Origin of the sequence: Saccharothrix tamanrassetensis, assembly GCF_014203665.1 — a bacterium.
Taxonomy (GTDB): domain Bacteria; phylum Actinomycetota; class Actinomycetes; order Mycobacteriales; family Pseudonocardiaceae; genus Actinosynnema; species Actinosynnema tamanrassetense.
This window is the reverse complement of the sequence record NZ_JACHJN010000004.1, coordinates 112,122-125,294: the sequence shown is the minus strand read 5'-3', so window position 1 is coordinate 125,294 and position 13,173 is coordinate 112,122. Positions and strand designations below refer to the sequence as shown.

Here is a 13,173-nt window from a genome sequence, read left to right as displayed (position 1 = left end):
GTGCCACGCAGGACCCCACGGGAACACGCGAGCCGCAGCGAGCGTTGGACCGTGCAGCAGGGCAGACAGCCCACTGGAGGTGCTTCACCGCCCGATGCCAACGCAGCCGTATACCGCCACCGCGCCCATCGACGACACGGAATGGATCGTGCCGACGTGGGACCAGGTCGTCCGCGACCACGCCGACCGGGTGTACCGACTGGCCTACCGCCTCAGCGGGAACCAGCACGACGCCGAGGACCTCACCCAGGAGACGTTCGTCCGGGTGTTCCGCTCGCTCGCGTCGTACCAGCCGGGCACGTTCGAAGGCTGGCTGCACCGCATCACCACGAACCTGTTCCTGGACATGGTCCGCCGTCGCTCCAAGTTCCGCATGGAAGGGCTGCCCGAGGACGCCGAGCGGCTCGCGGGCGATGACCCGAGCCCGGAGCAGGTCTACACCGACACCCACCTCGACCCGGACCTCCAGGCCGCGCTCGACGAGTTGCCGCCGGACTTCCGCGCCGCAGTAGTGTTGTGTGACGTCGAAGGTCTGTCGTACGAGGAGATCGGCGCGACCCTCGGGGTGAAACTGGGTACCGTGAGGAGCAGGATCCACCGGGGCCGACAGGCCCTGCGTGCCGCACTGGAACGCCGTCGGGGTCTGGTTCAGGAGGACTCTGCATGACCGATCTGCGAGGTTGGGGACTGTCCGAGCAGCACCTGCTGCCCGACGCGGTCGTCGCCTTCGTCGACGGCGAGCTGTCGGCTTCGGCCCACGGCCGGGCGTCCGCGCACCTGGCGCGCTGCCCGTTCTGCGCCGCGGAGGCCTACTCCCAGCAGCAGGCGCGCTCCGCCGTGCGCGCGGCCGAGACCCCGTGCGCCCCGGCCGGCCTGCTGGCCAGGCTCGGCGCGATCCCGCAGGAGGTCGACCTCCCCAGCGCACCGGACGGCCTCGCGGTCACCGAGGACGGCCAACTGGTCGCCGTGCAGCGCCCGGACCGCGCCGCGGCGTTCGGCACCGGCCCGGTCCTCGGCCAGAGCCGCCCGTTCGGCACCGGCAGCCGGTTCGGCAGCCGCCGCGCCCGGCAAGGCGCGGGCGTGGTCGTGTCCGGCCTGATGCTCGGCGCCCTCGCACTGGTCGTCCCCGGCAGCGAGGACTCGGCACCCGTGCCGGCCCAGGGCTCCACCCCGCCGCCCACACCCGCCGTCGCACCGCAGCTGGTGGACGACGCGCGCTTGGGCGTGCTGCGTCCGGTCGCCGAGACCGACACCCGGGTCGCCGCGGAACCCCTCCTCGGCCGCTGACGCCGGGACACTCCACCACCGCCCCACCCCCACGCGAGGTCGCGCTCCGACGACCCCGCGGACTTCGCGTGCCGTGACGTCGCTCCGGCGGTCTCCGCCCACCGCACCGGTTCCGGGGTGCTGACGACAACTTCACCGCTCACCGGGCACGATGAGCCGGGCAACACCAGGCAACACCGACGTGCGGGGAGCGATGAGCGAGCCACAGCAGGGCAACGGGACTCCCAGGTCCGGCGTGGACGACGGGGAGCACCGCAGGCTCGCACCACGACCCCTCGACCGCCCGGGCGTGGACCCGGGCCAGGCATCCGTCTTCGGCCGCCCGGACGGCGTCCCCGGTGCGTTCTCGTCCGACCGCCCGCCCCTCAACGGGAGCAACGGCAACGGCGTCCGGTTGGGGCCGCCCCCGCCCGAGGCGTTGAGCACGGCGTTCGGCCGTCCGCAGGGCACGTCCGAGCTGCTCCAGCGCCCGCCGCTGGACCTGCACGGCGAGCCCGAGGCCGAACCGGTGTTCTGGGAGGGCAAGCCCGCCGGCGACGCGTGGCGCGATCCCGGCGCGAGCGCCGTCATCGGCCCGCCCGCGGTCACCGAGGAACCGGCGAAGGCCGACGAGAGCCGCCCCGAACCGGGTCCGCAGCTGAGCGTCCCGGAGCTGCTGTTCGGTCGGCGCGTGAAGCCGATGGGCCTGATCCTGCTCATGGTCGCGGCCCTGGCCGTCGGCACGGCGGGCGGCGTGGTCGGCTGGCTGCTGGGCAAGGTGGGCAACCCGCTGACCGACGGCGGGGTGACCTTGGCCGAGGTCCAGCCCGGCAAGGAGCGCCCGGTCGGCTCGGTGTCCGACATCGCCAAGCGGGTGACCCCCAGCGTCGTGTCCATCGAGTTCAAGGGCGCGAACGTGGCCGGCGTCGGCTCCGGCGTGGTCATCGACGGCGGCGGTTACGTCCTCACCAACGACCACGTGGTCGCTCCGGCCGTGCAGGACACGTCCGCGAAGCTGACCGTGGTCTTCACCGACGGCAAGCGCGCCGTCGCCCAGATCGTCGGCCGTGACTCGAAGACCGACCTGGCCGTGATCAAGGTCCAGGTGGACAACCCGACCGTGCTGCGGTTCGGCAACTCCGACGACCTGGCGGTGGGTGACGCCGTGCTGGCCATCGGATCGCCGCTGTCGCTGTCGAACACGGTCACCGAAGGCATCGTCAGCGCCCTGCACCGCCCCGTGACGGCGGCGGGGGAGAACGGCGGGCCCCAGGTCACCTACGACGCCATCCAGACCGACGCGGCCATCAACCCGGGCAACTCGGGCGGTGCGCTGGTCGACTCGACCGGGGCGCTGGTGGGCATCAACTCGTCCATCCGCACCGAGACCGGTGGCTCGGTGGGCCTCGGCTTCGCCATCTCCGGCAACTACGCCCGCAAGGTGTCCGAGGCGCTCATCCGCGATGGCGAGGTGAAGCACGCGGACATGAACATCAACGTCCGCTCGGCCTCCGCCGAGACCGCCGAGGGCGCGCAGGTGCAGAACGTCCCCGAGGGCGGCGCGGCCGCCGCGGCGGGCATCCAGGAGCGCGACGTGATCACCCGCGTGGGCAACCGGGTGGTGCGCAACGCCGCGGAGTTGACCGTTGCCGTACGGGACCATGAAATCGGCGAAACAGTCCCGGTCGTGCTGGCCAGGGAAGGGCGGGAGCTCACCGTGCAGGTGACGCTCCGGTCCGACTGACGGCTACTCTGGCAAGGGGCGGCAGTCGGCGGAGGTGACAGGCGAGTGTTCGACAGCATCGGCTGGGTAGAGATCCTGATCATCATCGTAGCGGGCCTGTTCATCCTGGGCCCCGAACGCCTACCCTCAGCCGCCGCGTGGGTGGGCAAGACCATCCGCCAAGTCCGCGAATACGCGACCGGCGCGCGGGACCAGTTGAAGCAGGAGATGGGCCCCGAGTTCGACCAGTTGCGCAAGCCCTTGGAAGACCTGAGGGAACTGCGCAACTTCGACCCGAAACGGGCCATCACCAAACATCTGTGGGACGACGTCCCGAACGGCGGCACCACAAAGCCCAACGGCTTCGCGGGGCCAGGCCTGCACACATCTCAGAGCAACCCCACCGGTCCCACCGGCGCCAGGGAACGGGAACGCGAACGCCCCCTGCAACAAGGCGAACGCCCCCCTTACGACCCCGACGCCACTTAACCGACCGATCCCGACACGAAGCGCGCTCCCCGCCCCACGGCCCGGAGCGCGCTTCGCGTTGACCCCGGCGCGCCAGCGCACACCCCTCTTGGGCTGCGTGTCATCCCCGTACGGCCTGCGCGCAGCGAACCGCGCTTGTCCGGGGAGTGCAAGCACGCTTTCCGCTTGCACTCCCCGGACAAGGGTGGTTGTCCTTTGACCAGGCCGTACGGGGATGACACGCAGCCTCGCCCGCAATGCTCGAAGAGCTTTGCCCTCATCCTTGGTGGTCTGCCCGTCCGGCGAGGACGCTCTTCTTCTTTTAGCGGGATCGGTCAGCGACTTGGATTTCGATCGCTTTTGGTTTTCGGACTAAAAGCTAAAAGCGACGCTCGCCGCTTGGCAGGCCTCCGGGGAGGAAAAACGGAAGGGCGTCGTGTTCTCCCCGCATGGCCTGTCAAAGACCACCACGCTTGTCCGGGTAGTGCAAGCGGTGAAGCGTGCTTGCACTACCCGGACAAGCGTGGTTGCCCTGCGGGCAGGCCATGCGGGGAGAACACGAAGACACAAGTCTGTGCGGGCGCACGGCTGGCGGGTAGCCGTGCGCGGTGCGGGGCGTACGCCTAGCGGCCGGCGGGGGAGACGCTGAGGAGTCGGCCTGCGAGGCCGCGAGACCGAACCGTCAGCTTGGTGGCCACCGAAGTCAAAACCTGGGCGGCGGCCGAGTCCGGCGAGGAGAGCACGATGGGGGTGCCGGCGTCTCCCTGCTCCCTCAGGCGCGGGTCCAACGGGACCTGGCCCAGCAGCGGCACCTCGGCGCCGACGGCCTGGGACAGCGAAGCGGCGACGGCCTCGCCGCCCCCGGATCCGAAGACGTCCATCCGCGAGCCGTCCGGCAGTTCCAGCCACGACATGTTCTCGATCACGCCGGCGACGCGCTGCCGCGTCTGCAGCGCGATGGAGCCGGCCCGTTCGGCGACCTCCGCCGCGGCCTGCTGCGGCGTCGTGACGACGAGGATCTCCGCGTTGGGCACCAACTGGGCCACCGAGATGGCCACGTCACCGGTCCCGGGCGGGAGGTCGAGCAGCAGGACGTCGAGGTCGCCCCAGAACACGTCGGCGAGGAACTGCTGCAGCGCTCGGTGCAGCATCGGGCCGCGCCACACGACGGGCGCGTTGCCGGGGGTGAACATGCCGATGGAGATCAGCTTCACCCCGTGCGACTGGGGCGGCATGATCATCTTCTCGACCTGGGTGGGCCGGGCGTCCGTGCCGAGCATCCGGGGGATCGAGTGCCCGTAGATGTCGGCGTCCACCACGCCCACCGACAGACCGCGAGCGGCCATCGCGACGGCGAGGTTCACCGTGACGCTGGACTTGCCCACGCCGCCCTTGCCCGAAGCCACGCAGTAGACCCGGGTCAGCGACCCCGGCTGGGCGAACGGGATGACGGGCTCCTCCACCCCGCCCCGCAACGACTTCCGGAGTTCGGTGCGCTGGGCGTCGCTCATCACGTCCAGCACCACCCGGACCGAGGTCACGCCGTCCAGCGCCTGCACGGCCGACGTCACGTCCGCGGTGATCTTGTCCCGCATCGGGCAGCCGGCCACGGTGAGGTAGACCTCGACGGCCACCACGCCGTCGGCGACGGTCACCGACTTCACCATGCCGAGGTCGGTGATGGGCCGCCGGATTTCCGGGTCCTGGACGCCTGCCAGCGCCTTGCGCACGTCGTCAACGGTGGGAAGGGTCTGCGTCACTGGATCGCCTTCGATCGCCTACTGAGGAGAACGCCATGCTACGGCGGCGCGGCGCACCTCCAAGCTACCGGTTGGTCACCGGGAATTCGGGGCCGGCGCGAAGCCGGTTGCGTGCTTTCCGTAACATTGCAACCCGTGCCGGAAACCGGAAGTGCCCGGTTGCCCACCCGAATCGAGCTCGGTGTGTGGCGATCCTTCCTCCGGGCCCATGCGCGGCTGACTCGGATCCTGGAAGCCGAACTGATCGCCGAGCAACGCCTGTCGCTCGCGGCCTACGACGTACTCGTGCAGCTCGCCGAGGCGCCGCAGTACCGACTGCGGATGACGGAGCTGGCGGACGCGGTGCTGCTGTCGCGCTCCGGCGTGACCAGGCTGGTCGACCGGCTCGAACGCGCCGGTCTCGTGCTGCGGGAACGCGCGGACGGCGACGGTCGGGGAGTGGTCGCCGTGCTCACCTCACTGGGCCTGGACCGCCTGCGCATCGCGTCGGGCACCCACCTGACAGGCGTGGCGCGGCACTTCGCGGAGGTGTTCAGCCACGCCGAACTGGAGGCGTTCGGACGGTCCTGCGACCGCCTCGCCGCGGAAGACCCGTGACGCGGCCGGCGCCGGCTGGCCCGGGGCACGCCTAGGACGGCACGTCGTCCCAGCGCGGGTCGTCCTTGAGCGACCGCTTGCGCTGCTCCCGGAACACCCGGTCCAGCTCGCTGCGCAGGTAGTCGCGGGTGGCGACCTCGCCGATCGCGATCCGCAGCGCGGCCAGTTCGCGCGCCAGGTACTCGGTGTCGGCCTTGGTCTGCGCGGCGCGCGACCGGTCCTCCTCCAGCGACACGCGGTCCCGGTCGTCCTGCCGGTTCTGGGCGAGCAGGATCAGCGGCGCGGCGTACGCGGCCTGGGTGGAGAACGCCAGGTTGAGCAGGATGAACGGGTACGGATCCCAGCGCAGCGACACGGCGACCAGGTTCAGCGTGATCCACACGATCACCACCAGCGTCTGCCAGAACAGGAACTTCCCGGTGCCGAGGAACCGGGCGAGCCGCTCGGAGAACCGCCCGAACGTGTCCGGGTCGAGCTCGAACCGGAACCGGCCCGGCGGGCGCGGCTGGTCGAGCCGGCGGCGTGGCAGCAGCTCAGGCATGGGTCAGCCCCGTTTCCCGCCAGTTGTCCGGCAGCAGGTGGTCCAGCACGTCGTCCACGGTCACCGCGCCCAGCAGGTGGTCCGACTCGTCCACCACCGGCCCGCAGACCAGGTTGTAGGCGGCGAAGTACCTGGTCACGTCGCTCAGCGACGCGTCGGGCGACAGCTTCGCCAGGTCGGTGTCCAACACCCCCGCCACCAGGTCGGACGGCGGCTCCCGCAACAGCCGCTGGATGTGCACGCACCCCAGGTACCGCCCGGTCGGCGTGGCGGTCGGCGGACGGCACACGAACACCATGCTGGCCAACGCCGGCGTGAGGTCCGGGTTGCGGACGTGCGCCAACGCCTCGGCCACGGTCGCGTCGGGTGCCAGCACCACGGGCTCGGGCGTCATCAACCCGCCCGCCGTGTCGAAGCTGTACTCCAGCAGCCGTTTGACCGGCGCGGACTCCGCCGGCTCCATCAGCTCCAGCAGCCGGTCCTTGTCCACCTCGGGCAGCTCGGCGAGCAGGTCGGCCGCGTCGTCCGGGTCCATCGCCTCCAACACGTCCGCGGCGCGCTCGTCGTCCAGGTGGGCCAGCAGGTCCTTCTGGTCCTCCCCGCCCAGCTCCTCGATCACGTCGGCGAGCCGTTCGTCGTCCAGCGCCTCGGCCACCTCGTACCGCCGCTTCACGGGCAGGCTGTGCAGCGCCAACGCGACGTCGGCGGCGCGCATCGTCTCGAAGATCGCGACCAGGTGCTGGGCACCCTGCGGCTGCCCGGCGAGCTCGCTCACCGACAGCCCGGACAGCTCCTCCCACCGCAGCACCTGCACCGGCCCGCGCCGTCCCAGCCGCCCGGTCCGCTCCCGCACGGCGACCCGCGTCATCCGCCAGTCACGGGTGCGCGTCGGCTCCATCGCGGCGTCCACCAGCACGGCCGTCGCGCCCGAGTCCATCCGCACCCGCGCGTCCAGCAGCTCGCCGACGACCAGCACCTCGTTGGTGCGCTGGTGGAAGTGCCGCAGGTTGACCGACCCGGTGGCGAGCGTGACGGCGTTCGGCTCGATCGAGGTGACCCGCAGCATCGGCACGAAGATCCGCCGTCGGGTCGCCAGCTCCAGCACCAGCCCGAGCACCCTGGGGGGCTGCCGGTCCACCCGCAACCCGATGACCAGGTCCCGCACCTTGCCGATGGATTCCCCGTCGGGCCCGAACACGGGCAGTCCGGCGAGTTGAGCGGCGAAAACCCGGTTCACGGCGACCACGCCGTCAGGCTAACCAACAGAACACCCCGCCGCCGCGCTCAGCCGACGCGACCTGCGCCTCACCCGACCCCGCGCCGACACGCCCCGGCCGGGACCTGGCAGGTCTAGGGTCGGTGCCGTGCGCAGCTACGACGTGGTGGACGTGTTCACCGACCGGGCCTTCGCGGGCAACCAGCTGGCCGTCGTGCACGGCTGCGAGGACCTGACCGACGCACAGCTCCAGGCCATCGCCCGCGAGTTCGGCTACTCGGAGACGGCCTTCCCGCTGCCGCCCACCGACCCCGCCGCGGACTACCGGCTGCGCATCTTCTCGCCGTTCGGCGAGATGCCGTTCGCCGGGCACCCCAGCATCGGCACCGCCTGGCTGCTCGGCAGGACCGGCGCCCTGCCGCTCGGCGAGGTCGTCCAGCAGACCGCCCGCGGCCTGCACCGGGTCACCGTCGAGACCGACCGCGCCACCTTCTCCGGCGACGTCCCGACCGTCGGCGACTACCTCGACCCCGCGCCCCTCCTCAACGCGCTGGGCCTGTTCCTGTCCGATGTGGACGGACACGCCGAGGCGGGTGTGGCCGGCGCGGGCCTGGACTTCACGTTCCTCCCGGTCCGCGAGGACGCCGTCGCCCGGGCCCGTCCGCGCGTCGACCTGACGACGGTCGTCACCACCCGCGGCCTGGTCCCGGTGTGCTTCACCGCGGGCGTCGCCCACGTCCGGATGCTCCGCGCCACCGGCGGTGAGGACCCGGCCACCGGGTCCGCCGCACTCGCACTCGGCGTGTGGCTGGTCGACCGAGGTCTGCTCCCGCCCGAAGGCGGGCACGACTACACCGTCCACCAAGGCGGGGAACTCGGCCGACCGTCCACTCTGGACTGCAAGGTCACCGCGGTGGGCGGCGTGGCCACACGCGTCACGGTCAGCGGCCGAGTGGTGCAGGTGGCCGAGGGCAGGATCAGACTCCCTTAGCGCTCAACGTCCGCGCCACGGCCTCGCACACCGCCGCCGCCTCGAACCGCTCCGCGTCCGTGCACCACAACCAGTTGTCCACCGCCCGGTACACGGTCCACCGCCGCGCTCGCTCGACGTCCAGCTCGCCGATGTCGCACAGCGCCGCGAACCGGTCCAGCAGGCCCTTCGCCCCGTCCAGCTCTCGCGCGCGGTTCCACAGCAGCGGGATCACCCCGAACTCGCGGTCCCCGCCGAGCGGCTTGGGGTCGATCATCAGCCACGGCTCACGGTCGCCCCGCAACACGTTGGCGTAGTGCAGGTCCTCGTTGACCAGCGTGTCCCCCGCGCTCGCGGCGAGTTCGCGGCCCAACTCGTCGGCCAGTCGGACGAAGCGGTCGGGCACCGGCTCGCCCAACGCCGCGTTCTCCTCGGCCAGCCCCTCCACCTCCACCCGCCGGAACTCCGGCCCCGCGGGCAGTCGCAGCCGCCGCAGCAGCCCGCCGGTGACCTCCAGCGCCTCCTCCATCGACGTGTCCAGCAACGACCGCGTGTGGTCCAGCCTCTCCAGCAGCAGCGCACCGTGCTCGTCGTCGTTCTCCAGCAGCCGCACCACACCGTTGCCGTCCCACGCCTTGAGCGCCAGCGGTTCCTGCCGGGTCTCGGTGTCCAGCCAGGTCAGCTTCAGCACGGCCGGGTGCCCGTCGGCCCGTCGCACCGGCAGCACGACGGCGACGTAGCCGTTCAGCAGGTCGCCGTCCGGCGCCAGGCCCCAGCGCGCGCAGAACTTCGTCGCCAGGGCCGGCAGGGTCTCCCGCCACGCGAGCGCCTCCTCGCCCAGGTCGACGGCGAAGTCGGCCGGCACGGTGATCACGCGAACTCCAAGCGGTAGACCGATTCCCACTGCGGCGTGGTGTTCAGCCGCGCGGACCGCAGCGCCGCCGCGGTCTCCTCGTCCACCTCGGCCAGGCGGGCGGTGGTCGTGACGTCGGCCAGGTGCGAGTGCGTCGACGGCGAGCGCACGGTCAGCACGCACCGCGCACCGTCCACCAGGCCCGGCACCTCCTGCTCCGTTCCGCCGACCGCGACCAGCACGGTCCCCTCCCGCCACAGCGCCCACACCAGCCGGGGCCCGTGCCCGTCCGGGGCGACCCACACGGCGGCGGCCTTGCGCAGCGCGTTGTCCAGCACGCGGGTGATCTCCACCGGTTCAGCCTGCCACGACCCTGTGAATCGGGACTCACGAAATAGCGGCCGACCACCCCGCGTGCCACCCTTCGCACAACAGGAGTTACCGGCCGGTACGAGGAGGTACCCCAGTGGTCGACCAGCAGCGTCCCCGTCGCTCGTGTCTGGCCGTGCCCGGATCGAGCCAGAAGATGATCGACAAGGCTCGCACGCTGCCCGCGGACCAGGTCTTCCTGGACCTGGAGGACGCCTGCGCGCCGCTGGCCAAGCCGGGCGCGCGCAAGACCATCGTGGCTTCGCTCAACGAGGGCGGCTGGGGTGACAGGGCGCGCGTCGTCCGCGTCAACGACTGGACCACCGAGTGGACCTACCGCGACGTCACCGAGGTCGTGGAGGGGGCCGGCGCGAACCTGGACTGCGTCATGCTGCCCAAGGTGCAGACCGCGGAGCAGGTGCACGCGCTGGACCTGCTGCTCACCCAGATCGAGAAGACCATGGGCTACGAGGTCGGCAGGATCGGCATCGAGGCGCAGATCGAGAACGCGCTGGGCCTGACCAACGTCAACGCGATCGCCACCGCGTCGCCCCGCGTGGAGACCATCATCTTCGGCCCGGCCGACTTCATGGCGTCGATCAACATGAAGTCCCTGGTGGTGGGCGAGCAGCCGCCCGGCTACGACGTCGGCGACGCCTACCACTACATCCTGATGCAGATCCTGATGGCCGCGCGTGCGCACGACAAGCAGGCCATCGACGGCCCGTACCTCCAGATCCGCGACGTGGACGGGTTCAAGCGGGTGGCCGGCCGTTCGGCGGCCCTCGGCTTCGACGGCAAGTGGGTGCTGCACCCCGGCCAGATCGACGCGGCGAACGAGGTGTACAGCCCCAAGCAGGAGGACTACGACCACGCCGAGAACATCCTCGACGCGTACGACTACTTCACGTCCGAGGCGGGCGGGAAGCGCGGCGCGGTGATGCTCGGCGACGAGATGATCGACGAGGCGTCGCGCAAGATGGCGCTGGTCATCTCGTCCAAGGGCCGGGCGGCGGGCATGTCCCGCACCGACGTCTGGACCCCGCCCGAGCAGTGACCCACGGTGCCGGTGAGGCCACCCGGTGGTGGTCTCACCGGTGAGCATTCACACAAAGCCCCCCTGCGATTGGCGATCAAGGGGTGGCGCGTGTGCATGGTGGTCCCCATGTCACGTTCCCGTAACGCGAGGCCCCGGATACGCCTGTTCCGCCGCCGCCCCGCTGACGACCTGCTGGAACGCAGCTTCCGCAGCTGTCCGGGCTGCTCGGCCGAAGTCCACGTGTTCGCCGACGTCTGCCGCCACTGCGGTGGGCCTTTGGAGCAGTTCGCTTCCTGACCGGGCCCTCGTCAGCGCGTGAAGGTCATCGACGGCGTCAGCTCGTTGCCGTTCTTCACCAGCCAGAACACCATGGCCACCCACAGCACGACCCCGATCACGGTCAACACGGTGAAGATGGTGCCCAGCACGAGTCCCGCGGTGGCCAGCCCCCGTCCCTCCTCACCGGTTTGCTTGATCTGGTTGCGGGCGACGATCCCGAGCACGATGGCGGCGGGGGCGAAGACGAACGCGCACACCAGCGCGGCGATGGCCAGTCCGTTGGTGGGTCTGGGCGGTGGCGGGTAGTAGCCGCCCTGCTGGTGGTAGCTCATCCGGGTGCCCCTCTCGACCGTGGGGGCACACGCTATCCGCTGTTTCGGTTCAGCCGCGTGGCGATGAGCACTCTGGGGACGCGAACGCGCGTTAACCGGTCCATACTCGCCGGTAACCCGGAGCTACGAAGGGATTGAGTGCGATGGCGCGCCTGGCCCAGACCGCTGGACTCACCGATATCCAGGAGGAGATCCTCTCCACGGTCCGCACCTTCGTGGACAAGGAGATCATCCCGCACGCCCAGACCCTGGAACACGCCGACGAGTACCCGGCGGACATCGTCGAGGGCATGAAGGAGATGGGCCTGTTCGGGCTCACCATCCCCGAGGAGTTCGGCGGGCTCGGCGAGTCGCTGCTGACCTACGCGCTCGTCGTCGAGCAGATCGCCCGCGGCTGGATGTCCGTGTCCGGCGTGATCAACACCCACTTCATCGTGGCGCACATGCTCAAGCAGCACGGCACGCCCGAGCAGAAGCAGAAGTACCTGCCGCGCATGGCGACCGGTGAGGTGCGCGGCTCGTTCTCGATGTCGGAACCCGAGCTCGGCTCCGACGTGGCCGCCATCCGGACGAGGGCGACGAAGTCCGACGGTGGCTACGTCGTCAACGGCCAGAAGATGTGGCTGACCAACGGCGGCACGTCCAACCTGACCGCGGTCCTGGTGAAGACCGACGAGGGTGCCGAGAAGCCGCACCAGAACCTGACCACGTTCCTGGTCGAGAAGCCCGAGGGCTACGGCGAGGTGCTGCCCGGCCTGACCATCCCGGGCAAGATCGACAAGATGGGCTACAAGGGCGTCGACACGACCGAGATGGTGTTCGACGGCTTCGAGATCGCCGCCGACCAGATCCTCGGCGGCACCGCCGGCCAGGGCTTCCGGCACATGATGGACGGCGTCGAGGTGGGCCGGGTCAACGTGGCGGCCAGGGCGTGCGGCATCGCGCTGAGGTCGTTCGAACTGGCCATCGAGTACGCCCAGCAGCGGCGGACGTTCGGCAAGGCCATCGCCGAGCACCAGGCCATCGCGTTCAAGCTGGCGGAGATGGCCACCAAGGTCGAAGCGGCCCACCTGATGATGGTCAACGCGGCCCGCCTGAAGGACTCCGGCGCCCGCAACGACGTCGAAGCCGGCATGGCCAAGCTCATCGCCTCCGAGTACTGCGCCGAAGTGACCCAGGAAGCCTTCCGCATCCACGGCGGTTACGGCTACTCGAAGGAGTACGAGATCGAACGCCTGATGCGCGAGGCCCCCTTCCTCCTCATCGGCGAAGGCACCAGCGAGATCCAGAAGACCATCATCAGCCGAGGCCTGCTCCGCGACTACCAGTCCCGCGGCTAGCCCACACCTGCTCACGGGCTGTACGCCACGCGCACCCCTGCTCCTGGCCTGCGCGCCCCGCGCACACCTGAGGTTCGGCTGCGCGCACGCGCACACTCCTGCTGCTGCGTGTCATCCCCGTATGGCCTGCGCGCCAGCGAACCGCATGTGTCAAGGGCAGATCGGACACGCGACCACCGAGCACACCCTCACGATCTGCCCTTGACGCATGTGGTTGTCTCCGACCAGGCCATACGGGGATGACACGCAGACCCCACCTCCAAAGCTCGAAGAGCTTTGCCCCCATCCTTGGCGGTCTGCCCGTCCGGCGAGGACGCTTTTACGCTCTTCACTCCACCCTCCACTCCACCCTCACCCCTCACATCCGCCGACCGAGGTCACGGAAGCGTTAGATTCCGCGTTACCCGTTTCGCGCCGTTC

General features: G+C 70.6%; 15 protein-coding genes. 9 read left to right on the top strand and 6 right to left on the bottom strand.

Annotated elements, in window-relative coordinates; genetic code table 11:
* The first annotated feature begins 94 nt into the window (after window positions 1-94).
* The 4 genes from sigE (at window position 95) to tatB (ending at window position 3,478) form a co-directional block, all read left to right on the top strand.
* Entirely contained in the window at window positions 95-667 is a 573-nt protein-coding gene (sigE, locus tag FHS29_RS13610) for an RNA polymerase sigma factor SigE (protein ID WP_184690995.1), read from the top strand.
* Window positions 664-1,287 carry an anti-sigma factor family protein gene (locus tag FHS29_RS13605; protein ID WP_184690994.1) on the top strand — a complete coding sequence of 208 codons (624 nt, stop codon included), beginning with the start codon at window positions 664-666 and terminating at the stop codon, window positions 1,285-1,287. Before sigE ends, FHS29_RS13605 begins: the two co-directional genes overlap by 4 nt.
* A 193-nt stretch (window positions 1,288-1,480) precedes the next feature.
* Window positions 1,481-3,010 carry a S1C family serine protease gene (locus FHS29_RS13600; RefSeq protein WP_184690993.1) on the top strand — a complete coding sequence of 510 codons (1,530 nt, stop codon included), beginning with the start codon at window positions 1,481-1,483 and terminating at the stop codon, window positions 3,008-3,010.
* A 45-nt stretch (window positions 3,011-3,055) separates the two neighbouring features.
* Window positions 3,056-3,478 (top strand): Sec-independent protein translocase protein TatB, encoded by a 423-nt coding sequence (gene tatB / locus FHS29_RS13595; RefSeq protein WP_184690992.1) that lies wholly within the window; start codon window positions 3,056-3,058, stop codon window positions 3,476-3,478.
* 602 nt (window positions 3,479-4,080) lie between these two features.
* Here tatB and FHS29_RS13590 read toward each other — a convergent pair.
* Window positions 4,081-5,217: an Mrp/NBP35 family ATP-binding protein gene (locus FHS29_RS13590; RefSeq protein WP_376774427.1), complete on the bottom strand. Its 1,137-nt coding sequence runs from the start codon at window positions 5,215-5,217 to the stop codon at window positions 4,081-4,083.
* Between the two features lie 135 nt (window positions 5,218-5,352).
* Between FHS29_RS13590 and FHS29_RS13585 the strand changes: the two genes are divergently transcribed.
* Window positions 5,353-5,814: a MarR family winged helix-turn-helix transcriptional regulator gene (locus FHS29_RS13585; protein WP_184690991.1), complete on the top strand. Its 462-nt coding sequence runs from the start codon at window positions 5,353-5,355 to the stop codon at window positions 5,812-5,814.
* 31 nt (window positions 5,815-5,845) lie between these two features.
* On the opposite strand, the gene FHS29_RS13580 is transcribed toward FHS29_RS13585, so the two are convergent.
* Window positions 5,846-6,355, bottom strand: coding sequence for a DUF1003 domain-containing protein (locus FHS29_RS13580; protein WP_184690990.1), 510 nt, complete (start codon window positions 6,353-6,355; stop codon window positions 5,846-5,848).
* Window positions 6,348-7,601 (bottom strand): magnesium transporter MgtE N-terminal domain-containing protein, encoded by a 1,254-nt coding sequence (locus FHS29_RS13575; RefSeq protein ID WP_184690989.1) that lies wholly within the window; start codon window positions 7,599-7,601, stop codon window positions 6,348-6,350. Before FHS29_RS13575 ends, FHS29_RS13580 begins: the two co-directional genes overlap by 8 nt.
* Window positions 7,602-7,719: 118 nt before the next feature.
* Here FHS29_RS13575 and FHS29_RS13570 point away from each other — a divergent pair, with 118 nt between their 5' ends.
* The gene (locus FHS29_RS13570; RefSeq protein WP_184690988.1) at window positions 7,720-8,562 is read left to right on the top strand and encodes a PhzF family protein; all 843 of its coding nucleotides are present in this window, start codon (window positions 7,720-7,722) and stop codon (window positions 8,560-8,562) included.
* Here FHS29_RS13570 and FHS29_RS13565 read toward each other — a convergent pair.
* Both FHS29_RS13565 and FHS29_RS13560 read right to left on the bottom strand, forming a co-directional pair.
* Window positions 8,549-9,415, bottom strand: a complete 867-nt coding sequence (locus FHS29_RS13565) for an aminoglycoside phosphotransferase family protein (RefSeq protein WP_184690987.1) — start codon at window positions 9,413-9,415, stop codon at window positions 8,549-8,551. The genes FHS29_RS13570 and FHS29_RS13565 overlap by 14 nt on opposite strands.
* A complete protein-coding gene (locus FHS29_RS13560) occupies window positions 9,412-9,747 on the bottom strand; it encodes a hypothetical protein (protein WP_312864906.1) in 336 nt (111 codons plus the stop codon). Before FHS29_RS13560 ends, FHS29_RS13565 begins: the two co-directional genes overlap by 4 nt.
* A gap of 113 nt (window positions 9,748-9,860) precedes the next feature.
* On the opposite strand from FHS29_RS13560, the gene FHS29_RS13555 reads away from it, so the two are divergent.
* Both FHS29_RS13555 and FHS29_RS13550 read left to right on the top strand, forming a co-directional pair.
* Complete coding sequence (locus FHS29_RS13555; protein ID WP_184690986.1) at window positions 9,861-10,820, top strand: HpcH/HpaI aldolase/citrate lyase family protein; 960 nt, start codon at window positions 9,861-9,863, stop codon at window positions 10,818-10,820.
* Between the two features lie 108 nt (window positions 10,821-10,928).
* Window positions 10,929-11,099, top strand: coding sequence for a hypothetical protein (locus FHS29_RS13550; protein ID WP_184690985.1), 171 nt, complete (start codon window positions 10,929-10,931; stop codon window positions 11,097-11,099).
* Between the two features lie 11 nt (window positions 11,100-11,110).
* On the opposite strand, the gene FHS29_RS13545 is transcribed toward FHS29_RS13550, so the two are convergent.
* Complete coding sequence (locus FHS29_RS13545) at window positions 11,111-11,413, bottom strand: DUF4190 domain-containing protein (RefSeq protein ID WP_184690984.1); 303 nt, start codon at window positions 11,411-11,413, stop codon at window positions 11,111-11,113.
* 143 nt (window positions 11,414-11,556) lie between these two features.
* On the opposite strand from FHS29_RS13545, the gene FHS29_RS13540 reads away from it, so the two are divergent.
* Entirely contained in the window at window positions 11,557-12,753 is a 1,197-nt protein-coding gene (locus FHS29_RS13540) for an acyl-CoA dehydrogenase family protein (protein ID WP_184690983.1), read from the top strand.
* Window positions 12,754-13,173: the final 420 nt, after the last annotated feature.

Bases quoted from the DNA above. Each gene is read 5' to 3' on its own strand.
- FHS29_RS13580 (WP_184690990.1), bottom strand. From the start codon at position 6,355: ATGCCTGAGCTGCTGCCACGCCGCCGGCTCGACCAGCCGCGCCCGCCG.
- FHS29_RS13550 (WP_184690985.1), top strand. From the start codon at position 10,929: ATGTCACGTTCCCGTAACGCGAGGCCCCGGATACGCCTGTTCCGCCGC.
- FHS29_RS13605 (WP_184690994.1), top strand. From the start codon at position 664: ATGACCGATCTGCGAGGTTGGGGACTGTCCGAGCAGCACCTGCTGCCC.
- sigE (WP_184690995.1), top strand. From the start codon at position 95: ATGCCAACGCAGCCGTATACCGCCACCGCGCCCATCGACGACACGGAA.
- FHS29_RS13600 (WP_184690993.1), top strand. From the start codon at position 1,481: ATGAGCGAGCCACAGCAGGGCAACGGGACTCCCAGGTCCGGCGTGGAC.
- FHS29_RS13540 (WP_184690983.1), top strand. From the start codon at position 11,557: ATGGCGCGCCTGGCCCAGACCGCTGGACTCACCGATATCCAGGAGGAG.
- FHS29_RS13545 (WP_184690984.1), bottom strand. From the start codon at position 11,413: ATGAGCTACCACCAGCAGGGCGGCTACTACCCGCCACCGCCCAGACCC.